The sequence below is a fragment of the Streptomyces sp. NPDC018947 genome, from assembly GCF_044390505.1.
Classification (GTDB): Bacteria; Actinomycetota; Actinomycetes; order Streptomycetales; family Streptomycetaceae; genus Streptomyces.
The window spans coordinates 130,048-153,648 of record NZ_JBIRZD010000008.1 but is presented as its reverse complement, the minus strand read 5'-3'; the positions used below and the strand labels follow the sequence as shown (position 1 = coordinate 153,648).

Annotated in this window: 9 protein-coding genes; 1 reads left to right on the top strand and 8 read right to left on the bottom strand. The window is 74.1% G+C overall.

The genetic code is table 11. The features are described from left to right. Positions 1 to 5 precede the first annotated feature (5 nt). From ACH499_RS17285 to ACH499_RS17265, 5 genes are all read right to left on the bottom strand, one after another. Positions 6 to 4,268 carry a hypothetical protein gene (locus ACH499_RS17285; protein WP_399016609.1) on the bottom strand — a complete coding sequence of 1,421 codons (4,263 nt, stop codon included), beginning with the start codon at positions 4,266 to 4,268 and terminating at the stop codon, positions 6 to 8. Beyond that, positions 4,265 to 9,151 (bottom strand): hypothetical protein, encoded by a 4,887-nt coding sequence (locus ACH499_RS17280; protein WP_399016607.1) that lies wholly within the window; start codon positions 9,149 to 9,151, stop codon positions 4,265 to 4,267. The genes ACH499_RS17285 and ACH499_RS17280 overlap by 4 nt, the downstream gene beginning before the upstream one ends. Then, positions 9,148 to 12,444 (bottom strand): DUF6603 domain-containing protein, encoded by a 3,297-nt coding sequence (locus ACH499_RS17275; RefSeq protein WP_399016605.1) that lies wholly within the window; start codon positions 12,442 to 12,444, stop codon positions 9,148 to 9,150. Before ACH499_RS17275 ends, ACH499_RS17280 begins: the two co-directional genes overlap by 4 nt. Next, on the bottom strand, positions 12,441 to 17,204 hold the full coding sequence (locus ACH499_RS17270) for a hypothetical protein (RefSeq protein ID WP_399016603.1): 4,764 nt from the start codon (positions 17,202 to 17,204) through the stop codon (positions 12,441 to 12,443). Before ACH499_RS17270 ends, ACH499_RS17275 begins: the two co-directional genes overlap by 4 nt. A gap of 164 nt (positions 17,205 to 17,368) precedes the next feature. Beyond that, a complete protein-coding gene (locus tag ACH499_RS17265; RefSeq protein ID WP_399016601.1) occupies positions 17,369 to 18,136 on the bottom strand; it encodes a BTAD domain-containing putative transcriptional regulator in 768 nt (255 codons plus the stop codon). Between the two features lie 206 nt (positions 18,137 to 18,342). On the opposite strand from ACH499_RS17265, the gene ACH499_RS17260 reads away from it, so the two are divergent. Continuing rightward, the gene (locus ACH499_RS17260; protein WP_399016599.1) at positions 18,343 to 19,215 is read left to right on the top strand and encodes a peptidoglycan-binding protein; all 873 of its coding nucleotides are present in this window, start codon (positions 18,343 to 18,345) and stop codon (positions 19,213 to 19,215) included. 333 nt (positions 19,216 to 19,548) lie between these two features. On the opposite strand, the gene adh is transcribed toward ACH499_RS17260, so the two are convergent. The 3 genes from adh to ACH499_RS17245 all read right to left on the bottom strand — a co-directional run bounded on the left by adh (position 19,549) and on the right by ACH499_RS17245 (position 23,179). After that, positions 19,549 to 21,072 carry an aldehyde dehydrogenase gene (adh, locus tag ACH499_RS17255; RefSeq protein ID WP_399016597.1) on the bottom strand — a complete coding sequence of 508 codons (1,524 nt, stop codon included), beginning with the start codon at positions 21,070 to 21,072 and terminating at the stop codon, positions 19,549 to 19,551. 134 nt (positions 21,073 to 21,206) lie between these two features. Next, complete coding sequence (locus tag ACH499_RS17250; protein ID WP_356202798.1) at positions 21,207 to 22,463, bottom strand: GAF domain-containing protein; 1,257 nt, start codon at positions 22,461 to 22,463, stop codon at positions 21,207 to 21,209. Positions 22,464 to 22,573: 110 nt separating this feature from the next. Beyond that, positions 22,574 to 23,179, bottom strand: coding sequence for an N-acetylmuramoyl-L-alanine amidase (locus tag ACH499_RS17245; protein WP_356202797.1), 606 nt, complete (start codon positions 23,177 to 23,179; stop codon positions 22,574 to 22,576). Positions 23,180 to 23,601: the final 422 nt, after the last annotated feature.

The following is a 23,601-nucleotide window of genomic DNA, read 5'->3' as shown; positions in this document are numbered from 1 at the left end:
TTCGGTCAGTCTCGTACGCCCAGGCGGGAGAAGTCGGTGGAGGCGGTCTCGCCGTCACGGTTGAGGGGGAAGGACAGCGCGGGCAGGAACTGCCCGACGCCGCTGAGCGCCTCGATGTCCACGGCGCGGACGTGGGCGAGGTCCAGGGTGTCGAGCAGGGTCTCCTCCAGGAGGGTGGAGCCCCACTGCGGGGTTCCGGCCGGGGCGACCGCCAGCAGGATCGCCTGAGGGGCCGACTGGCCGGGGGTCTCGGCGTGATAGGCGATGGCGGTGGTCTCCTCGGCGTTCGGCAGCACCTCCGTCCACTCGTCGATCACGAGGCCGCACAACGGGCGGGAGGTGTCGAGTCCGGGCGCGGTGTCGAGGACGAGGCCGGTGCGCGGCTTCGCCCCGGCGCCGTCGCCCGGGAGCCCCACCCAGCGCTCGCCCGGTGTGTACGGGAGCTGCACCACCAGCGGAGCCTTCCGCGGGGTTCCGCGCAGCGCGTCGGCGTAACCGACGGCCTGCTCGTACCGGTCGAGTCCGGGGCGGACACGGGCGGCCCGGGTGAGCCAGGTCCGCACCGCGTGCGGGTCGCCGCCCTGCGTGGCCGTGCTCTCCGCGAGGGCGGTCCGCAGCGTGTCGGAGGAGCCGGCCAGGAAGCCGGGCAGCACGCGCGTCCCGGGGCCGAACACGGCGGTCATCCGCGCCGTGTCGTGCTCGACGCGGGCGGCCGGCGTGGCGGCCGCCCGGTCGAAGCCCTCGGCGAGCGCGGCGAGTGCCTGGCGGCGCCGGGCGAGCTCCGCCAGGACGGCCGTGACCGCGGTCGCGAGCCGGTCCGCATCCGCGTCCGGCGGGCAATAGGCGCCGATCACCCCCAGGTTGGCGGCCCGGTCCAGCTCCACCGCGAGATCCGGGTCGCCGTTCAGGGCGCTGTCGACGTCGGCGAGCGCGGCGGACGCGGCGTCCGCCCGGCGCTCCAGGTCGGACACGTCGAAACCGGCGGCCTCCTCCGTACCGGCGATTCGCAGATCGGCCGGGCCGAGCGCGCGGGCCCCGCCGACCAGGGAGCGGACGGCGCCCAGGCACTCGACGAACTCGGCCAGGGACACCGCCCCGTCCGGGCGCTCGACGGTGCCGGTCACCTCCACGGGGCGCCGCCCGTCCCGGGGTTCGGCACTGCCCAGGACACGCTGGTACAGCTCCTCGGGCCGGTCGGCGAGGGCCAGGTAGTCCAGCGGCGAGCAGCGCAGGGCGGTGAGGTCGACGGTGCGCAGCGTGCCGTCCTCCCAGCGGACCTCGCAGTGGACCTCGGCCGGTCGGGGAAGGAGCCCGCCGACGATGCCGTTGAGGGCGGGCTCGGCCGCCGCCCGCAGCTGCCGGTCGGTGACCGGCCACTCCTCGGCGGCCGGCGCCCCCGCGTTGCCGAGCAGCGCCACCCGGTGGGTGAGGGCCGTCCCGGTGCGCGGAGTGCGCGCGAACTCCAGCTCGGGCGGGGGGACGGTCCCCCGGGACAGTGCGTCCACGGTGGCACCGGCGCGCAGGGGACTGCCCTGGACGGCGTGGTGGACGCTCTCGGCGAGCAGGGCGTCGGAGACGGCGTCGATCAGCTCGCCGAGCGAGTCGAGCAGCCCGGTGAGGGCCTCGTGCTCGGCCGTGGGCAGCGTGGGCAGCACAAGGGTGCCCGCCGCGTACTTGTGGTGCAGGACGAGGCCGTCCACCACCCCGTGCGGGGAGACGACCTCGCGGGCGCCCTCGTCCGGAGCGTGTCCGGTGGTGGTGACGGGGGCCTGTCGGCGCAGTGCGGTGAGGCACCCCTCGAGGCCCGGGCGGAGCGGGTGTTCCTGGAGGCGGCGCTCGAAGCGGTAGCCGAGCAGGGCCCCGAGAGGCTGGCCCTGCCGGACGCCGTCGAGGAGCCACTCGGCCTGCCGGAGGCGGTCGGCGCTCAGGTCCACCGCGAGGGGATTGGCGCCCTGGCCTCGCGGGTGGCTGCGGTAGCCGTTGCGCAGCACCGCCGCGGTGACCGCCTGCGCCGTGGACGGCGCGTGGATGTGACCCGCGTCCGCGGCCCCCTCGTACAGGAGGCCCTCCTCGCCGGGCACCGGCCGGTAGCCGGGCTTCGTGGGGTCCGTGCCGGGCACGATCACCGGCTGGGCGCGCCGGATGTCCTGGAGCCAGCCGTAGCCGCCGAGCAGGACCCCGGAGGGCCGGACGGCCCGCAGCTCGGACAGGCGCTGGGTGGCCAGCGAGGTGAACCAGGCGTCCAGACGGTGCGAGGCGAGGTCGAGCGAACCGGCGAACTGCCGCAGCGCCGTCTGCGGCGGCCGCCGGGTGAAGTGGGTGACGGCGGCACGGAACTCGTGCACGTCACGCACCGAGGGGTCGGCGGCGGGCAGCGCCCGCAGATGCGCGTCGACCGTCCGGGTGGTGCCGCCCACCGTCACCGTCCGGGTCAGCTGCCGGGTGAACGGCCAGCTCTCCAGCTCGGGACGGCCGTAGGTGTTGGGCCGGACGTCGATCAGCTCCGGCTCCAGGTACGAGGGCAGGGGCGCGTGCAGCCGCTGCCAGCGGCGGGCGGCGGTGACCCACTCGCCGAGCGCGGCCTGGTTGAGGACCATCGCCACCAGCGGCGTGCCGGCCGGGTCGTCCTCGATCCACCAGCGCAGCTCGTTCCAGTCGTAGTCCCGCTCGAGGAGGGCTTCGAGGACGCCGGTCTCGGCGGCGTACGGACCGGTCACCAGGTGCGCCTCGTCGGCGAACGTGGCCCGGGAGACCCGGGGTTCGGTACGGATGCCGAGGGCGGCCAGCACCCCGTCGTGCAGGAAGGCGTCGTCGGCCCGCCACCCGCCGCGCATCCGCAGGCTTCCGAACCGCCACAGGTGCGTGACGTACTCCAGGCCGAGCATCGAACGGGCCCGCCATTCGGCGGTCACCGGCTCCATGGCGAGGATCCGCAGCATCGTCTGGTCCGGATCCGGATCGTCCCGCCTGATCCGGGGCACGGCCTGCGGATTTTCCGCCTGCGGCCGCCAGTGGGCCGTGCGCAGGTGGTCGAGGACCTCCCACAGCTTCCGCTGCCGGCCCGGCGCGCCCCAGGGGCGGCGTGAGGCGAGGACGGGGAGCACTCCGTACGGCTGGTCACCGACGCGCAGAGCGGGCAGCGGTCCGGCGGCGCGGACGTGGTCGACGAAATGGCGGCGGGTGAAGGCGAGGTCGTCCTCGTCCAGCACGCCGTCCAGGAGCTGGCTGAGGTAGTAGCCCCAGCTCGCCGACCAGGTGGCGGTGTTCATGTGCCGGCCGTCGGCCGCCTGCGGCTCGGCGGCGTGCCGGGCCCGGGCGAGCGCGGTGGGCGATGCCGAGGGTGCCCCGCCCCGGGCGTCGTGCAGGTCGTCGCCGACCTGAGCGCGCAGCCGCACGCCCAGCGCCAGAGCCGTGGCCCGGGCGTTGCTGTCGAGGTCCGCCGGTTCGGAGTCCTCGGCGCCGCGTACCCGCAGGTCGGCGACGGCGGCCGGGTCGCGCGGGTCGTAGCCGGAACGGGCGTCGGGCGTGTTGTTGGTGGGGGTGCCGGGCGGAACGAAACCGAGGCCGTGGGAGTGGAAGTGGGCGTCGAACAGCCTGCCGAGGGTGCGGGCCCCCGCGTCGGCGTCGGACCGCTCGTCCACGCCGTACACGACCAGCCGGTCGACGGCCCCGTCCCTGCGCATCGCGGGGGAGAGCTCCACGCGCAGCGCCATGCCGGCGTCGACGGCGGCGTCGAAGTCGGTCAGCCAGCGCATGCCGGGGCCCGTGGGCGGCGTCTCCGGCTCGGTTCCGGCCAGGTCGAGGCGCGGGTCGGGTCCGACCTGCGGGGTGGCGGTGCGCTCCGGCGACCTGCCGTAGGCGGTCTCGGCGCCCCGGCGGGCGGTGGCGTACCAGCGGGTGGGCAGGGCCCGGGCGAGCGCGGGCCGGGTCCAGTCCTCGTCGAGGTCTCGGGGAGCGGGCACGGGCCGCTTCCAGGTGGTGCCGTCGAGGTAGGGCTCGGTGACCCGGGCGATCCAGACGGCCCGCTCCGCACCGGCGAGTTCGCACAGCAGCCGCCACGGTTCGGCGCCCGGCGCGTCCCAGTAGTCGCCGCCCCAGGACCGCTCCTCGGACGTGAGGCGCGGCTCGTGGGCGTCCACGTGGACGGTGTCGGGCAGCACCCGGACCAGCAGGTGGGTGTCGGTGAAGCGGGTCTCGAGACGGACCGGCAGCAGGGCCAGTGGCCACTGGGCCGGCAGCGGCCAGGTCACATCGGGTGCGGGGGTCATCGCGGGTCCTCACGGAGTGCGGCGGGTCGCTGGGGCAGCAGGGCGGAGGCGTGCCGGATCACCCGGAAGGGCCGCCGCAGCAGAATGCGGGCCAAGTGGGCGCTGTTGCGCCCCCATTCGAGGCCGTCGAGGCGCAGGGTGGACAGCACCGAGGTGGCCGGGACGTGCCGCAGCCGCTCGGCGGCGGCCGAGTCGGGCGCCAGGTTCCCCCAGTGCAGGTCGGCCCAGGACGTCGGCGCGCCACCGGGGCCCGCGGGGTCGTCGAGCCCGAACCGGAGGTCGGTGGGCGGCTGTTCCAGGACCACGTACCAGCCGGGGTCCTCCCCGCCGCCGCGGGCGTCGGCCTCCCGCACCGGCAGGCCGAAGAACCACAGGTCCGGCTCCATCCGGCCGGAGAACCGGGGCGGCCGGGTCTCGGTCCCCGGCACGCGCCGCCCGGTCCCCTCCTCCCGGATCGCCCGCCGCAGGTGCACGGAGGTGCCCGGGTAGCGGCGCAGCAGCTCGCCGCGCAGCACCAGGACCAGGCAGTCGGCGCCGTACGAGCCGTGGCTGCCCAGCGGCCCGGCCGGGGACCAGTCGGCGAGCGGCCCGATGTCGGGTCCCGCGCCCGGCACCTCGTGGTTGTCCCAGAACCGGTGGAAGAAGGTGGCGCGCGGATCGGTCGGATAGCGGCGCCACAGCAGCTCGCGGCTCATCTCGTGGTTCAGGCCGGTCAGGAACGCCTCGATGAAGACGGGGTCCGGCTCCAGGAGCACCGCCGAGTCCGGCGGAACCGCCGAGACGCCGGGCAGCAGCAGCTCCTGCCCGAGGTCCCGCAGGGCCTCGTACATGGGCCGGTCGAAGCGGGGCGTGACGGACAGCTGCCGCAGCGGGTCGGGCGCCGCGGCGGCCGCGAGGCCGGCCGCGGGCGGCGCGAGCGGTACGGAGAGCCGGGCGGCCAGTGACGAGGTGATGGCGGCGGTCGGGTCGAGCCCGCCCCGGACCTGCTGGGCCACGTCCGGAAGCCGGTCCACGGGCCTGGGCCGCTCGCCCTGCGGCAGGTCCATCGCGGCGAGCACGCGCTTCTGGTGACGGACGGCGGCCTCGATGAAGGCGTCGCCCATGCGCTTGCGACGGTCGGTGAGCGCCGGGTCCAGGTCGGCGACGGCCACGGCCGTGCCCTGGCTGTACGGATCCGGCCAGTCGGGGACCGGCCGTGACGCGGTCCACTGCCGTCCGCCGCCGCCGATCCGGTCGAAGTCCTCGCCGAGCCGGAAGAACGCCTGGTCGGGGGTTTCCCCCGGCCCGTCGTGCAGATGCAGCACGATCAGGTCGGCGTACCGGGACCCGGTGATGTCGGTGACCGCGAGACCCAGCCCGCACAGGCCGGACGGCACGGGGCCACCGCCGACCGGCCGCCAGGAGGTCCAGCCGCCCGCGGGCAGACCGCGCGCGTTGATCCGGCGCCCCACCGTGTACTGGACGCGGGAGGTGGCGCCCTCGGGCCTGGCGAGCGCCACCACGAGGTCGGGGAGGCCGTCGTCGTTGGTGTCGGCGAGGGCCATGCCGACGGCGCTGACGGGGCCGCCGCTCCAGGGGACACGGAGGGAGTCGGTCCAGCCGCGGGTGACCTTGCCGTCGGTGTCCAGGCCCCAGCCGATGCGGTAGTAGAGGCCCTTGGGGGTCGCGTAGGCCACGACCAGCTCGGGCCGGCCGTCCCCGTCGAGATCGGCGAGGGCGGCGTCGGCCCCGTACACGGCGTCGTTCACCGGGATCGGCGCCGCACGGGTCGCGCTCCAGCCGCCGGTGACCGCGCCGTCGCGGTCGAGCTCGCGACCGAGCTGGTAGTACAGCCGGTTGGGGCCCGTGGGATTGTCGATCCACGCGGCCACCAGGTCGGGCCGCCCCGCAGCGGTGACCTGGCCCACGGCGATGCCGAGACCCTGGCTCTCGCCGCCGGTCCAGCCCGGCTTGGTCTGACGCGCCGCCCAGCCCCCGCGTACCTCACCCGCGAACCCCAGGTCGCGGCCGACCCGGTGGTGGATCGCGTTCTCGCCCTGCGGGTTGCCGATCCCGGCCACGACCAGGTCCGACATGAATCCGAGCGGCAGCTTCCACTCCGGTCGGGCGACGGGCTCGTCCCGGTAGCCTCCCTTGCCCCGCTGGTCGGCCGGGACCCCGTGGTTGGCCACCCAGGTCCACACGCCGTTCGACTCGGAGGCCGACCACAGGCGCTCGCCGTACGGGGAGTCGGCGGTGGCGACGAAGACGGTACGCCGGGACGGCATCCAGGCGATCGGCCGCACCGCGCCGTACCCCGGCGGCAGACCGGGCTCGCGCCACTGCCACGAGCCGCCGGTCCAGGTGCGCTGGTAGAGCCGCCCGTTGGCGCCGGAGACGAAGACGTCCGGGGAGCCGGACGCCCCGCCGAGGATGTTCCGGCAGGTCGTGCCGGGCGGGGTGCCGTGATCCACCCAGAACCACGTCCAGTTGGAGTAGTACCGCTCGAAGAGCCGCCCGTCGCGGGTGGTCAGGAACAGCTTGTTGTCGTCCACGGAAGGGCCGAGGTCCTGGACCAGGGCGTTCGGCGGCGCGCCGTGTTCCTTCCACTCCCAGCGCGACCCGCCGGGCCGGTACACCCAGTCGAACTGCCACAGCGCGGTGGCCTGGGCCGTGCCGCCCAGCACCCAGCAGCGGGTCTCGTTCCGCTGCGGCGCACCGAAACCCCCGGAGAAGTAATACAGCCGGCTGCCCGGGGACTGGGTCGTCCACTCCCAGGAACGCAGGGTCCGGCGGGCCTCGCCGAACAGGTTCCCGGACATGCCCGTCCACACCCAGCCGATGACCGAACGCCCTTGGCGCATCACGAGGCTGCCGCCCAGGGAGGTCATCCGGCCGCTCGCCTTGGTGAGCCACGCCCACTGGTCGCCGTTCCAGCGCCGCTCGGTGATGCCGTAGGCGTCGTAGAGCATCATCGACGAGGTACGGGTCACCCGGCCGAGCGGCGCATACGCGCGCCCGCCGGTGTCGTCCCAGTGGTGCTGCCAGCGCCATTCCGCGCCGTCGTGGGCCAGCGCGTACAGCTTGTGGTCCTGGCCGCCGACGAACAGCGTGTTGTCGTCGTAGAGGCGGGCGTTCATCGGGGTCGCGCTCGGGATGGGGATGGTTGCGGACGGCACGGCCGTGGCCTCCGCCGTGCCCGCCTCCTCGGTCCGGTTCTCCGCCGCCCGCTCCGTCTCGGCCGCCGCCTCCGCCGCAGCCGCGACCTGCGGCGGGACGGGGTCCCACCAGCGGGGAGCCCGTCCCAGGCCGTCGGGGTCCACGAGGTCGAGCCGGACCCGGGACCCCGCCACGTCGTCGAAGCGCACGGTGCCGTCGGGCGGGGCGGGCGGCGGGGTCGCCGTGGCGGCACCCGAGGCCACCGCCTCGGCGACGGACGCCTGCGCCCCGCCGAGGCGCCGGCCGAGCGGCCCGGTCGTGCGGGTGGCGCGCCGGAACGGCGTCGACAGGGTCGCCCCGACGGTGCTGTTGTCCTTCCAGGCGTCCGCGGCGCTGCCCCGGCCGCCGGGCAGATCGATCTGGTCGAGGACGGGACCGCTGAGCTGGAGCAGCCGTGTGACCCCGAAGGCGGCGCTCGCGGCGGCTCCCGCCCGCGCCCCCGAGGGCCGCCCGGCGAACCTGCGCCTGTACTGGGACAGGCTCAGCTCCCTCGCCAGCTGGGTCTGCCGCAGGGCCTGGTTGGCCCGCTGCGCGTCGGCCGCCTGCTCCCAGGCCGCCGCCATGAGCTCCTCCTGCTGGTCGCGGACGACCTGGGCGCCGAGGGCGGCGGCCACGCGGTGGCGCGGATCCAGGGCGAGTTCGCGCACCCACGAGGGAGCCTGCTCCACGGTGTCGGCGGCGGCCTGCACCGCGCCGTACAGGGGCGGACCGAGCCGGTCGGCGGGGTGCCCGGTCAGCCGGGTGATGAGCTGCTCGTACGCCTGGCGGGAGGGCTCGGGCCAGGGCGTCGGGGTGCTGCCCGGCGGGCGCAGGGCGCCGCCCCGGGACAGGGTGACGGTCGGCGTCGCGTCCGGCAGTCCGGGGACTCCCTCGGGGCCGAGCTCCAGGGGGCCGAGCGTGCTCGCCTGCGGCAGTCCGGCGGGCTGGATGCGGCGGGCCAGCGCCTCGAAGTCGCCCTCCGGGCCGGTGGCGAACTCCCAGTGGTGGTAAACCGGCAGGTAGGCGTGCCGGGCCCCGCTCTCCCACGCCGGGCGCAGAGGTGCGCTCCCGTCGGCCTGTACGGTGCCGAGACCGGCCCGCGCACCGGCGTCGAAGGCCGGGACCACGGTGGCGAGATAGCGGGTGCCGGGCCGCAGCCGGGTCGGACACACCAGCCGGGACAGGGTTCGTTCGGGAAGACCGGCGAGCGCGTCCGCGACGGACTCCTCGCCGACGGTCGCCACCTGGGCGTGCGCCCAGGCCCAGGACTCGGCCAGATCCGGCAGGTCGGCGTCCTTGATGTCGACCGTGGGCAGAGGGCTGCCCGGGGCCAGGACGGCGCGGTCGGCGGGGACGACGACGAGCACCAGCCAGGGACGCAGTCGGCCCTGGGCGTCAGGCGCGGCCGGGGTGAACTCCCAGGGCAGGCCCGGCTCGTCGAACTCGACGCACACGAGGTGGTTGGGCTCGAACCGGCCGGTGCCCTGCGGAGGCTCGCTGCGGATCACCTGCCGGCGGTCGATGCCGGTGACGGCCCCGGGGCCGTACAGACGCAGGTCGATCCCGGTCTGCGGCTGCTCGTCGACCCGCACCCGGGCGTGCACGGTGGCGTTCTGGGGCAGCGGTCCGGACAACGGGTCCGCCGTGGTGGTCTGCGCGGCCAGTCCTTCGCGGACCCAGGCCAGGAAGGTGAGTCGGGCTGTCATGCGTCCACCAGGGTGATGAGGGGCCGGGCGGTGCGCGGCCGGTAGCCGGCGGTGCCCGCGGAGCGGATCGGGGCCCGCCCGGCGGAGCCGGCACGGGCGAGGAGGCCGAGTTCAGCGCCGGTGAGCGGGGCAGCGACGGCCGTACGGGCGGCCGGGCGGCGCACGTCGTCGACGAGCAGTTCCTCGTACGCGGGCACGTAGGCGGCGGGCGCCTCCGGGTCGAACCGGCGGGTGGTGCCGCCGAACCGGTAGCCGGCCGGGAGCCGGGTGAAGGAGGCGGCGGCGAGCTTCTGCTCCTCGGTCATCTCCTGGAACTGCCCGAGGGCGAACAGCTCCGTGACGGTCTCGGGCGCGGCGGTGGCGGCGCCGCCGAGGGAGACCACGGCCCGGTGGACACCGGGGTCCGAGGCCGGCGCGTTGCCGAAGCGGTCGACGCGCACGCCGAGCGGGGCGGTCTTCTGGACGATGGTCACGGTGCCCAGGGGGTGGGCGAGGACCTCGCCCGCCTGCGGCTCGATCCGGCGCAGGGTGACCGCCTCGGCCCCCTCGGAGGGCAGCTGGGCACTCCAGTTGCGCGGATCGGCGAAGGCCTCGGCCAGCAGGGCGGAGACCCCCACCGAGGGCGGCGGCGGCAACGGCCGCGCGTCGCCGACGGTGAGCCGGACCGGGATGGTGACCTTGAAGAAGAGGAGGGTGAACTTGGCCTGGCCGGTGACCCGCCAGGGCCGCGGCCCGGTGACCGTGAGGGAGAGCATCACCGCGAGCAGTGAGGTGCCGCCGGCCCGGACGTCGACCATCGCGCCGATGTCGACGGTGAAGCCGAAGGGGTCGAAGCAGACCAGCGCGTCGAGCGAGAGCATGCCGGAGATGCTGAACCCGGAGACCTTGGCGTAGACCTCCATCCGGCCGCCGAACTGCACGGTGTTGGAGGTGAGGGCGAGATACGACTCCAGTCGGACGCGCGGATTGTCGCCGCTCGCGAGGGCGATGGTCATGCGCTTGAGGGCGGGGAAACCGGGAGGCGGCTGGAAGCGCGGGTTGAAGCCGCCCGCGGCGAGGGCGAACGAGGGGCTCGACCCCCACGAGGCGCGCATGGCCATGTCCCCGGTGAGCGCGAAGCCCGCCACCTGCGAGTCGAACAGGCTTGCGTCGACGGACGCCTCGCGCCGATCGAAGTCGACCACGCCGAGCACGTCCATGTTGATCCGGACCACGGCGTGCTGCTCGTCGGGCAGGGCCATCCGCAGCCGGCCCAGGACCAGCAGCCGGACAGGGCTGGGCAGTTCGAGGATGAGGGCCAGGTCGAGGGTGAGCAGGGTGGGGCTGCCCCAGCCGAGCCGGGCCATCGGGCCGAAGACGTAGCGGCCCTCGGCCGCCGGGAAGGCCTTGTCGACGGTCGAGACGATCTCGGCCGCCCGTCCCACCGGGTCGGGCGGGAAGAGGACGGCGTCCAGGCCGCCGGAGCGGACCCCCGACCGCAGGGCTTCGAGGTCGGTGGACCGGTTGATGCCGAGGAGCCCGCCGACCCCGTCCAGGGTGAAACCGAAGCCGATCTGGAGCGGGGGGAACTCGGCCGAGACGATCACCAGGAGGGAGAAGCCGTACGGGGTCGAGCTGAGCAGCCCGACGGCCTTGACGGCGAGGGACTGGAAGCGGAGCTCCAGGACACCGGCGTACTGGTGGCGCTCGTGGTCGGCGAAGAGGTAGCCGCCGCCGGTCAGCGGTCCCGAGCGGACGGCCAGCCCGAGGCCGGCCGGCGGCTGGAAGACGAGGTCGGCGTCGGCGGGACCGATGTTGCCGCCGCCCCGGGGGAAGCCGAGGCGGGCGGTGATGCCGACGCGGTCGGCGGCGGCGGTGACCGGGCCCAGGCGGAGCACGGCGCCCGCGGTCACGGACAGGGCGAGCCCTTCCGTACCGGCCGTGAGGGAGATGTGGACACCGTCGACGTCCAGGCCGGGCAGCGAGAGGTGGGCGGGCAGGGTCACGTCGAGGCCCGCGCCGCCGCGCAGGGTCAGGCCCCGGCGCAGCGACCATCCCAGGCCGAGGTCCGCCTCGATGCGCAGCCCCTCCTCGGGGAAGAGGTGCTGGAGGGGGCCGGCGTCGTCGCCGGGGACGACGACCAGGACGGCGTCGTCGAAGTCGACGGAGAGTTCGGCGTCGTTCTCCTCACCGTCGGAATCGAACCGGAAACCGGCGCTCAGCCGGATGCCGCCGATCTCCAGGCGCGTCCCCGAGACGCTGCCGAGCAGCACGGCGGGGCGTCCCTTCGTCCCCGGACGCTCCGCGGTGACGGAGGCCGACACGGCACCGTGGACCCCCTCGGGGAGCGTCAGGCCGCTCGGGCCGAGGGCGAAGGGCAGCTCGCCCGCCTCGGCCCGGAAGGCGACCTGCCATCCGCCGGCGTCGAACTCCCGCGACACCGCCGCCGAGGGCACGACGAGCAGACCGAGACCGCCCTCCTCGGCGGAGTCCAGGCCGATCGTCGCGCCGGCGCGGACCTCGACCCCGTCGACCAGCGTTCTCCGGCCCAGCGTCAGCATGCCCGCGGCCAGCTCGGCGCCGACCTCCCCGAGATCGGGACCGGCGCCCGGCGGCAGCCCGTACAGCGCAGGCAGACCGAGGTGGTCGAACAGCGCCTTCAGACGCGGGAACAGCAGGTCCGTGCCCGCGCGCACGGAGGCGGCCGAATCGAGTCCGGCCGGGAAGTAGAGCGCGGCCAGGGTGCCCACCGGATCGGAGACCAGATCGGTGAGCCGCGTCAGGTCGAGTCGCGGCCGGGACCGGGGCAGCCGGACCGGCAGCAGCGGCGGGGCCGGGAAGGCCGGGTCGGCGGGGCGGTCCGCCGCGGGCGTGAGCACTCCGAGGAGGACGAGAACGAGACAGCCGAGCGGGTGCCGGGTCTCCAGGAATCGGACCGTCAGATGGGTGACCAGGTCCTCCGCGAGCAGCTCGGCGGGCGGCAGCCGCGGACCCGAGCGCAGCGCCGGGGGCAGATTCCGTACCGTGTCGAACGCGCCCCGGGCGGATTCGAGCGCGGTCTTCAGCTCGTCGAGGCTCGACGGCGGGTTCTTCGCCAGCTCGGCCAGGCGCCCGACGAGTTCCGCCACGGCCGCCAGCCACTGGGTGAACTCCTCCGCCGGCATGCCGGAGACCGCGGCCAGGTCCCAGCCGAGCTCGTCGAGGAGTTCCTTGCGGCGGCCCGGGTTGACGGCCGCGAGGTCGAGCGGGGCCAGCAGGGCGGTCAGCTCTTCGAGCAGCCATCCCTGCGCGTTGTCTCCCTGAGGTTCGGTCATGGGGTCCCCGTCTCGGGTGGGAAGTAGTCCGCGGTGAAGGCGATGGGCCAGGGCTTGGCGTATTCGACGACCGTGCCGAGGACCCGGTCGGGATAGGCGAGGCGGGGATTCGGCTTGCCGTCCTCCGTGGGCGCCAGGCTCGGGCTGATCTGCCAGACCCCGTCCACGACGGCGAACTCGGAGCCGCCGTTGTACCGGCGGACGATCTCCCGCTGGTAGATCGCCCGGTGCCGTCGGTCGTCGGGGAACCGCGCGGCGCCCAGATGCTCGTAGGCGCGGGTGGCCTTCTCGCCCATCACCGTCTCGACGACGCCCCGCAGGTTCTCCAGGAAGTTCCACACCTCGTCGGGGGTGGCCCCGCCGCGCTGCGAGTTGTCCAGCTGACCGAGGCCGTAGCTGTGCGGCGGGCCGAACCGGGGCATGCCCTGCTCACGGCCGTAGAACCAGCTCCCGCCCGCGTGCGCCGCACGATGGGAGGCGCGGGTCTCGAAGTGCTGGGTGCCGGGGGGGCCGCTCTCGGCGGTGACGATCTTCAGTACGGTGGTCCGCCAGCACTCCTTCGACAGCAGCCGCACCCGTGTCGCGCCGCCGTACGCCGCCACGTAGCGGTCGACCAGCTCGGCGACCAGGGCGGCCACGGCCTGGGGATCGGCCGGGTTGGTGCCGGTCACCCGGAAGTCGGGCAGCCGCAGCAGCGGAGGGTCCCCGCCGTCCAGCGGCTGCCCGTCGACGGTCAGCGATCCGACGCTCAGCCCGCCGTCCCCGCCCCGTACGAGCTCCCGCCCGTCCTCGACCACACGCGGGGCGAACTCCATGACCAGCGACGGATACCGGGGCGCGCCGGACTGCCGTCCCCAGCCGCGCGGCCGGCCCAGACGCACCTCCGGGAGGTGCCGCTCGCCGTTGGGCGGCGGCCCGGGGACGGGGGCGGGCCGGTAGGCTCCGGGGAGCTCGCCGCCCGGACCGGGCACCAGGCGGGCACCGGCGGGAGTGAGCAGCGCTCCGTCGGAGCCGTAGGCGAGTTCCACGGCGCAGGAGACGTTTCCGGAGTCGTGGTGGTACGCGTGGTGGATCCCCGGATTCAGCTCTGCGGGGGTCGCCCGGGCGTTCATGTCGGGGCCGTCCCAGCCGAGCGTGAGCCGCCAGGAGAACTCCAGGCGCAGGCGGTCGCTGCGCGGCGGAGCGCCGGACAGCCCGTGGGCGCGGAAGAAGCGCCGCTGGAGCAGACCGGTCAGCTCGTCCGCCGCCAGCCCGAGCAGCTGCACCTCGCCCAGCCACAGCGGCATCTGCGGACGGAGCACGTAGTTGCCGAGGTCCACGATGGGGCGCACCCGGTTCTGGAGGGGATGGATCACCATGCGCCGGGCGCGGGCCTCCCCGGCCAGCGTGCGGGCGCCGGCCAGCGGCGAGGTGCCGAAGTCGACCACGATCCGCTCGTCGGCCGGCGCCGGTTCGCTCTGCGGCTCCGTCCGCAGGTCCAGCTGCACGCCGCACAGTTGGACGGTGAACGCGTCCGTGTGGCCGACCGGCAGACCCGGGGCGTCCACGAAGATGCGTACGGTGCCCAGCGGCGGATCGGCCGCCGCCGGCTGGAGCACGGCCCGGAAGCTGCGACGGCCGCCCTGGTCGGTGCCGAGGACGGCCCGCACCCAGCCGTCGCTCTCCGCCACGAGCGGCACCCGCGCGCCCGCGAGGGTGCGCACCTGGAGCAGGACCTCGACGGCGCCCGGGCCCGCCGTGCCCTCGACGCGCAGCCCGCGGCTGACCGGCGCGGGCCCTGCCGGGGCCGGGGCGCCCTCGGTGACGGTGAGGGTGCCGCCGACGCCGCCCGGGTCGGTCCACAGCTGCGCGCCCTGCGGCAGCCCGCGCGTGGCGTGGTCCGCCGCCGGAGGTTCCCGGAGCAGCGGCCAGACCGACAGCTCGGAAGGTGTGGTGAGCGCCAGCGTCCGGTCCGGAAGGGTGATCCCCACCGGCTCGTCGTCGCCGGGCGGCCCGCTCGGCACCGTACGGAGCTGGTAGAGCGACGCGTCGGCGAGGACGTCCGGCGGCAGCGGATGGGCGCCGAAGCTGTACGCGACCTCCGCGGTGAGGCCGGGCTCGGGCCGGTACGGGACCGCGTAGCGCCAGGGGTCGGGCGAACCGGCCGACTGCGGGGGCGCCTCGTACAGCAGTCCCTGCTCGCGGGTGCGCAGCAGCAGCGGCTGCAGCCCTCCGACGGGCCGGACGTACACCCAGGCGTCCTGGGCGGGGACGGGTCCGCCGAGCCGGTCGAGGAGCAGGGCCAGGTGGCGTGGGTCGGGCTGGAAGCCGGCGTACGCGAGGTCGGCCACGTACCGGGTGAGCGGGCCGGCGGGCTTGTCGGCCCTCGGCCGCCACCACAGGTGCTGGACGGCCTGCTTGGGGGCGCCGGGGCGCCAGTCGACCTCGACCTCGCCGATGTTGGTGACGCCGACGACGTCCTTGCCGCTGCCCCAGAGCCAGTACCCGGCGCTGTGGTCACGGGCCGCAATGGACCGCTGGGCGAGCGCGTCGGTACGGCTGCCGGGGACGGGGCGGGTGGGGCGGGGGAGCGGGGCCCGCGCGTCGGACGGCTCGGCTTCCCGGTGGCTGAGGAACTTCAGACCGTAACGCCACTCCGGGGTCCTCACGAGGACCGTGACGAGGGTCTCCTTGCCGAGCGCGGGGGAGCCCTTCACCGTCCACACACCGGCGCCGTTCGTGCCGATGGCCATCAGGGCGCCGGTGGGGTTGCGCCAGCCGACCTTGCCCGTGGTCGGCAGGACCCCGGCGTTCATCACCGCCTGCCGCTCGAACTCGCGGGTCAGCTGGTGGTGCATGGCCAGGGTCTTGAGCTCCTCGTTCTTCAGGGAGCTGGAGGTGAACTGGACCAGTACGCCGTAGGTTTGCTGCTCCCGTTCGAGAAGGTACGGCCGAGCCCCGGCGTACCGCAGGGTCGCGGCGAACCCATAGTGGACGTCCCCGCTCAGCACGATCAGGCGGCGGCGCAGGGACGGCGCGGACGGGCTGCCCCGGGTGAACAACCGGGCCAGCAGCCGTTCGAAGGAGTCCTCGTTGGTGCCCCAGGCCTCGCTGTCGGCGAAGAGGCGGCCCCAGTGACCCTCCTCGTCCGGCGAGGTGAAGATGTTCGCGGACTTCTTGGGGAGCCTGGCGAGGACCGGCTGGAGGTACTCCTCGATGAACGGGTTGCCGACGACGGGCGCGGGCGAGATCAGGAAGGTGAGCGGTTCCTCCGCGTTCGCCGGGAGGTCGGATATCTGCCGGAGCAGGCCCTGCGGCGAGAGGAGCGCGGCGGGGTCGTCGGGACCCGGCGGGTAGGCGCGCCAGGTGCGGGTGTCGAGGACGATCGCCCGGTGCTTGGCCCAGTCGATCGTGTAGTGCCAGTCCATCGCGTCGGGGTGGCGCGCGGGCACGCCGTCCGCGCCGAGGGGCTGGGTCGTCGGCAGGCTCAGCCGGTTCTGCAGCCAGTTCTCGGTCCCCCCGGCCCGGCGGTCCCAGGTGGACAGTGCGGTGAGCAGCTCGGCACCGCGCTGCCCGCCCTCCCGCGCGGGGTCGAACCGCTCGGGGGTGTTGCCCCATGCCTGGCAGACCGCGTAGGCGGCCAGGCCGTTCTGGATCACCCGGCGGCCGAGGGGCGAACGCAGCGCCCGGTCCACCCAGCGGCGCATGATGTACCAGTCGTCGGTGACCTCGTGGTCGTCCATCATCATGAAGCTGGGGATGTTGGCCAGTGCCCGGCGGACGTCGGGCAGGGTCCGCCGGAACGAGTCCAGCTCCTTGAGCTGCTCCCCGAACTTCTTTTCGCCCTTGGCGAGTTCCTCCAGCTCCTTCTTCTCGGCGGCGGTCGGTTCCTGCTCGGCGCGCAGCGCGGCCAGTCGGGCGGCGGCGGTCGGACAGGCGGTGGCGAAGTCGGGCCAGGTCTCCGGCCAGAGCACTTCCGACCAGGCCAGCAGGTACATGGCCCAGAAGTCCGCGAACGCCATCAGATGGCTGCGGCCCTCGTCGGAGTTGAGCCCGGCCGGGCCCTTGATCAGGGGGAGCCGGCTGCCCGGGGCGAGACGCGGATCGCCCGGGGGAACGCCCGGCAGCACCTCGGCGACGGCGCCGAGTTCCGTGGCGGTCTCCCCGATGACGTGCAGCAGCACGTCGGCGACGTCATCGGCGTAGATCTGGTCGCCCGTCAGGAAGAGTTGCTGCGGGCGCCGTTCGCGCGAGGTGATGTCGGTGGTGAGGATCTGGTCGATCGTGGCCATGCCGTCGACACCGCCGCCGTGCGGCTTCCGGCAGGAAGCGTGCAGGACACGCAGCTTGTTCAGGTCGTCCGGGGGTGTGGTGAAGCTGGGCAGGGCGGGGGCACCGGGAATCCCCCAGTAGGTGAGGCGGTGACGCGCGGCCTCCTTGGTGTCGGCCACCGCGCCGGGCGAGTACAGCGTCTGCGTGGGAGCGGCCGCCTGCCCGGGCATCGTCTCGAACCGCACGTCGTACCGGTACATCTCGCCCCAGGCCAGGGCGGCGCCCTGTTCCATGCGGGCCGTGACGGCGACCACGTGGCAGCGCGCGGCCAGCCGCACGGTGTCCCGGTGGCCGCTCATCAGCTCGCCGGAACCCGCGCCGTCGGTGTCGTCGTCCGCGTACACCGTCAACGTCACCCGGCGCGGTTCGCGCAGCGCGAGCCAGACGGTCACCGACTCGGCGTCCACCCGGCGCAGTACGGGCCCGCAGAGCACCAACGGCAGCCCCATGTCCTCATGTCCCCCTTCCGGCGGCGCCCGCGGGCCCCGTCCGTGGCAGGCCGGCCGCCGGGGAGCGTCCCGGCGACGAGCCCGCCGAGTCTGGACCGGTGACTGTGCAGAGAACGTGCAGAACACGTGCAGGGCATGTGATGCGAAGGGATGAGGGGTGACGGCTAACGACCGAGGATGCGCTGGTGTACGCCGCTGAGCTCGGCCCCGGGCTCGACGCCGAGCTCGTGGATCATGCGCTGCCGGGCGTCCCGGTAGGTCGCCAGCGCGTCGGCCCGCCGCCCGGCCTGGTGGAGCACGCTCATGAGCCTGGCCAGTACTCCCTCACGCAGCGGGTACGCCAGGGCGAGCCCCTGGAGACCGGCGATGGCCGCCTCGGGCCGCCCCAGCGTCAGGTTCGCCTCCGCGAGCAGCTCGACGGCCCGGACCCGCAGGTCCTCCAGCCTGCACGCCTCCGCCTGGACGGCGGTGAGCGCGTTCAGGTCCCCGTACGCCGGTCCCCGCCACAGCGCGAGGCCCGTCGTCAGCAGCTCGTGCGCCGACTGCGCGCGTCCCGCGGCGAGTTCGTGCCCGCCGGCGGTCAGCAGCCGCTCGAACCGCAGCGCGTCGACCTGATCCGGTTGCACCTCGAGCCGGTAGCCGCCCGGGACTCCCCGTATGCAGGGCCCGGCCGCCGGAGCCTGGGCCGGTGCGGCGAAGACGGCCCGCAGCCGTGAGACGTAGGTCTGCAGCGTGTTGACGGCGCTGGCCGGCTCCCGCCCTTCCCAGACCGCGTCCACCAGCATGGCCAACGGCACCGATCTTCCCCGGGACATGAGCAGGGTGGCCAGTACCGCCCGCTGCCGCGCCCCTCCCACGGGCAGGGCGTGCCCCGCGCACCGCACATCCAGACCTCCCAGGACGTGCAGGTCCCATCCCTTGTCCTCCGTCATCGAGAATCCCCCCTCCGGCGCGACGCTGCGCCGGTTTCCGAAGTGTTGGGCCGGAGTGTTCCAGAAGTCCACAAACGTCGGTTCAACGCAAGATGCGTGCATGGGTGCACGTGAACGTCACCTTCCCCGCAGGTGCTTCACACGCGGTTCGCACGGCACTCCCGTCAGCCTCTGCCCTCCGGACCGACAAGAGGGGGAGGTTGCTCATGACCATCAGCTGGATCTCCGGGGCGGAGCGACTCGGCGACGGAACCATCGGCGGACCGATGGACACACCTGACGCACCGGCCCGGGCCGTGTGGCACACCACCGAGAGCGGTGCCGGCGACGCGGCCTTCGAGTCGGTCGGCGCGTACCTCATGAGCATCCACGCCGAGCCGCATCTCCTGTACGACCCCACGACCGACCGCCTGGGCCAGTTCGGGCCGCTGGACCGCAGTGCCCGCGCCCTGCGCAACGACGGCTCCACGCGCACCAACCGGACGGGACGCGTGTGCGTCCAGGTCGAGGTCCTGGCCCGCGCGAACAGACCGTTCACGGACTACTGGAAGCCGGGCCCGCGCTTCGCCGCGCTCCTCGCCGCGATCCGCTCCTGGGGCGTCCCCGACCGATGGCCGGCCGGTGACCTGGCCGCCTCACCGGGCATGCCGGCCCCTCGGTCCCGGAGCGTATGGCTGTCGTCCGGCGGTCACTACGGCCACGCGAACGTCCCCGGCAACGACCACTGGGATCCCGGCGCCGTCTCGCGCACCGCCCTGCTGGCGGCGGGCGAACTCCCGTCCGACGCGGGCGTCGTCGTGAAGCTGTCCCACGTGATCGCCGCGGCCCGCAGGGACCCGACCGCCGCGCAGGGCTCGGCCCTGCACCGCGCGGACGTCCTCCCCGTGGAACGGGCCCTGGTGGCCGAGGGCCTCCTGGCCGCCCCCTGGGCGGACGGCTCCTTCGGCACGAAGACCAAGGCTGCCTACTCGGCCTGGCAGCGTCGCTGCGGCTTCCACGGAACGGACGCCGACGGCATCCCCGGCCACTCGACTCTCCGCCTCCTGGGCCTGACGCACGGGTTCACGGTGAGGTTCTGAGACCCACGGGTCAGTCATGATCTCGGGCGTACCGGGCCGCGTACCAGCGGGAGTCGACGGCACGATCGCGAAGGGTCCCCCAGACGTGTTCGTCAGGCATCGGTGGCAGTGACGGACCGCCCAGGTCCGCATGGAGATCCGCACGCCAGTCGACGGCGAGGCGACTCGGGAGCCTCGCGGTCTCGCACGCCCAGCCATGGACAGCTTGATCGCCGCTCACTGTCGCGGAGGTGGTGCGGGGGACGTCATCAGGTGCCGCCCACCGCACCACCGCCCGACGGCTCGCGATCTCGACCGCACTCAGAGCATGGTGACGTGTCTCGCAGAAGCGGCTCAGAAAAACCCGAGCTTCTTCGGCGAGTAGCTCACCAGCAGGTTCTTGGTCTGCTGGTAGTGCTCCAGCATCATCTTGTGGTTCTCCCGGCCGATCCCCGACTGCTTGTAGCCGCCGAACGCCGCGTGCGCCGGGTAGGCGTGGTAGCAGTTCGTCCAGACGCGTCCCGCCTGGATCGCGCGGCCCGCGCGGTACGCGGTGTTCATGTCGCGGGTCCACACCCCGGCGCCTAGGCCGTACAGGGTGTCGTTCGCCGTCCTGATCGCGTCGTCGAAGTCGTCGAAGGCCGTGACCGACACGACCGGACCGAAGATCTCCTCCTGGAAGATCCGCATCCGGTTGTGTCCTTCGAAGATCGTGGGCTGGACGTAGTAGCCGCCCTTCAACTCGCCCTCGTGCTCGAAGCGTTCACCGCCGGTGAGTACCTTCGCGCCCTCCTGCCGGCCGATGTCGAGGTAGGAGAGGATCTTCTCCAACTGGTCGTTGGACGCCTGGGCGCCGATCATCGTGTCGGTGTCCAGCGGATGGCCGGGCTTGATCAGCTCGGTGCGGGCGACGGCGGCCTCCATGAACTCGGCGTAGTGGCCGCGCTGGACCAGCGCCCTGGACGGGCACGTGCACACCTCGCCCTGGTTGAGCGCGAACATCGTGAAGCCCTCGAGGGCCTTGTCCCGGAAGTCGTCGTCCCGGGCCCAGACGTCGTCGAAGAAGATGTTCGGCGACTTGCCGCCGAGCTCCAGCGTGACCGGCTTGATGTTCTCCGAGGCGTACTGCATGATCAGCCGGCCCGTGGTGGTCTCCCCGGTGAACGCCACCTTCGCCACCCGCGGGCTCGACGCGAGCGGCTTGCCCGCCTCCGCGCCGAAGCCGTTGACGATGTTCAGGACACCCGGCGGCAGCAGATCCGCCACCAGGCTCAGCCAGAAGTGGATCGACGCCGGCGTCTGCTCGGCCGGCTTGAGCACCACCGCGTTGCCGGCGGCCAGCGCCGGGGCGAGCTTCCAGGTCGCCATCAGGATCGGGAAGTTCCACGGGATGATCTGCGCGACCACGCCCAGCGGCTCGTGGAAGTGGTACGCCACCGTGTCGTCGTCGATCTCGCCGAGCGAGCCCTCCTGCGCCCGGACCGCGCCGGCGAAGTAGCGGAAGTGGTCGATGGCCAGGGGGATGTCGGCCGCCAGCGTCTCGCGCACCGGCTTGCCGTTCTCCCAGGTCTCGGCGACCGCCAGCCGTTCGAGGTTCGCCTCCATGCGATCCGCGATCTTCAGCAGGATGTCGGAACGCTCGGTCACCGAGGTGCGTCCCCAGCCCGGGGCCGCCTCGTGCGCCGCGTCGAGCGCCCGCTCCACGTCCTCCGCCGTGCCGCGCGCGATCTCGGTGAACGGCTGCCCGTTCACGGGGGACGGGTTCTCGAAGTACTGCCCGCGCACCGGCGGCACGTACTCGCCGCCGATGAAGTGGTCGTAGCGCGACTCGTAGGAGACGATCGCGCCCTCGGTGCCGGGCGCCGCGTAACGGGTCATCCTGGTCTGCCTCCCTCATCGTGCGCTGCCCGCCGTCGGACAGCTCTCGGCGAGGCTAGGGACCGCGAGGTTGCGCGGACGTTGCGTGCCGTGGCGGCGGCGCTCGGGTCGGCGCGCCGGTCACGGGCGGGCGGTCACCGGGCCGGCAGCCCCAGCTCGCGCTGCAGCGCGGCCAGCCGTGACCGGACCGCGGCGGTGGGCCGGACGGCCGCAAGTGCGCGCCAGACGTCGAGGTCGTCCTCGCCCCACGGCGCGTGCGCCCAGTCGGCCAGCAGGTCGGGGTCACGGCAGGCGATCAGCGCGGTGCGCAGACCGTCCGCGAGCCGGCGCCTGTGCCGCACCACCGCCGGAGCCTGGGAGGCGGGCAGCAACGGACCCCCGTACACCGCCGCGGCCCCCGTCACCGCACCGGCCCGCAGCCGCCGCTCGACCACGGCGGCGTCCGACTCGACGGGCATCGTGAGCCGGTACGGCCGCGACGCCAGCACTCCGGGCCCCAGCACCCCGCGCAGCCGGGCCATTTCCGCCCGCAGCGTCACGGGCGTCACCGCCTCGTCCTCGTAGAGCGCGCACAGCAGCTCGTCGCCGGTCAGGCCCTCCGGCCGGTGCGCCAGCAGGACCACGATCTCGCTGTGCCGCCGGCTGAGACGGACCCGGCGGCCGCCGCGGCTCAGCAGCGCCTCGTCACGGCCCAGTGCGGTCAGCTCGGCCGCCCCGGTGTCGGGCCGCCGCGGTGTCAGCAGTGCCAGGTGGGACTCGGCGGCCCGCGCGACCGCCTGGACGAAGCCCAGGCTGTGCGGATGCGCGAGCCCGTTCCCGCCGGTGATGTCCACGGCGCCCAGCACCCGCCCGGTGCGCGGATCGTGCACCGGGGCCGCCGCGCACGTCCACGGCTGGACCTTCCGGATGAAGTGCTCGGCCGCGAAGACCTGCACCGGCCGGCCGACGGCCACCGCCGTGCCCGGCGCATTGGTGCCGACCGCGGACTCGGCCCACCGGGCACCCGGCACGAAGTTCATCCGCCCCGCACGGCGCCGGGTGGCCGGATGGCCCTCGACCCACAGCAGTCTGCCGTGCTCGTCGCACACCGCCAGCAGATGCTCGCCGTCCGCCGCGAACGTCCCCAGCAGCTCGCGGAAGAGCGGCATCACCCGCGCGAGCGGGTGTTCGGCCCGGTAGGCGCCGAGGTCGTCGTCCATGAGCTCCACGCTCGCGGTGCCGTCCGGGCCGACCCCCGCCCGGACCGACCGCCGCCACGACTCCGCCACCACGGCGCGCACCGGGCGCGGCACCGTGCCCGCCTCGGTGAACGTCTCGTGCGCGCGCCGCAGCGTCCGTGCGCGCTCGACAGGATCGGCCCCAGGTTCCAGAGCCAGCCAGGAATCGGTCAACTCGGCCCTCCCCGCGCGGCGATGCGACTGGGGACATCGTCACGCTCCGGAAGGGCACGGACAACCTCTTCGACCGGCCCCGTCACCCGAATGTGGCCGTCCGCCCGGCGTCAGGCGAAGTTGACCAATCTGATGTACCGGGTCCAGTCCCACAGCGGCCCCGGGTCCGTGTGGTCGCTGCCCGGTACCTCGTGGTGGGCGATGATGTGCTCGCGGTCCCTGGGGATGCCGTACCGGGTGCAGATCGCCGCGGTCAGGCGCGCCGACTCCTCGTACAGGGCGTCGGTGAAGTACTCCGGCTGGTCCACCCAGCCCTCGTGCTCGATGCCGATGCTGCGGGTGTTGTAGTCCCAGTTCCCCGCGTGCCAGGCGATGTCGGACTCGCGCACGCACTGGGCCACGTGCCCGTCGGCGGACCGGACGACGTAGTGCGCGGACACCTGTCTGTCGGGGTTGCTGAAGATGGACAGCGTGTCGGCGTACGTCTCCTGCGTGACGTGGACGACGACGTAGTCGACGGGGTAGGTCATGGGGCGGTTCGACCGGCTGTAGTTGGACGTGCTCGCCGGCTGCCACTCCGCGGACGGGTAGTCGACGGCCCGCGGCCGCGCGGCGGCCCCGGTGCCGGAGAGCAGTACGGAGGGGACGGTGGCGAGCGCGGCGCCCTGAAGGAGCCGCCGCCTGGTCGGATGCGCTGAAGCCCTTTCCGTTTCCATGGGGGAGTACCGCCTTTCGTTGTGGGGGGAGTGGGTGCGCTCGTGGGGATGCGCTGTTCCGGGGCGTGGCCGTCCGGCCGCGTACGGTGGCCGACGGTGGTGCGACGGGTCGGTTGCGGGGAGCGGGGCCGAAGCGAGGTGCACTGCCGGGCATTGCGGTGCGCCCGTGTCGCGCTCACACGGTGCGTCCGCCTCAATCACGGTACGGGCGTGGCGGGTTGGGCATAAGGGCGCGTCGCGTTTCGGTGGACGGCCGGGGACTTGTGGATACGTCGCTCACACGATCGAGTGAGTGGGGTACGGGGCGGGGCGTGGTTCTGGCATTTTCCGGGGCCTGGCCTCCGTCCTTGGTCTGCTGCTCCGGCCGGACCGGCCAGTACCGGCAAGGTAGCCAGGACTCCCCGGCCTGCCGGGTTGGACGC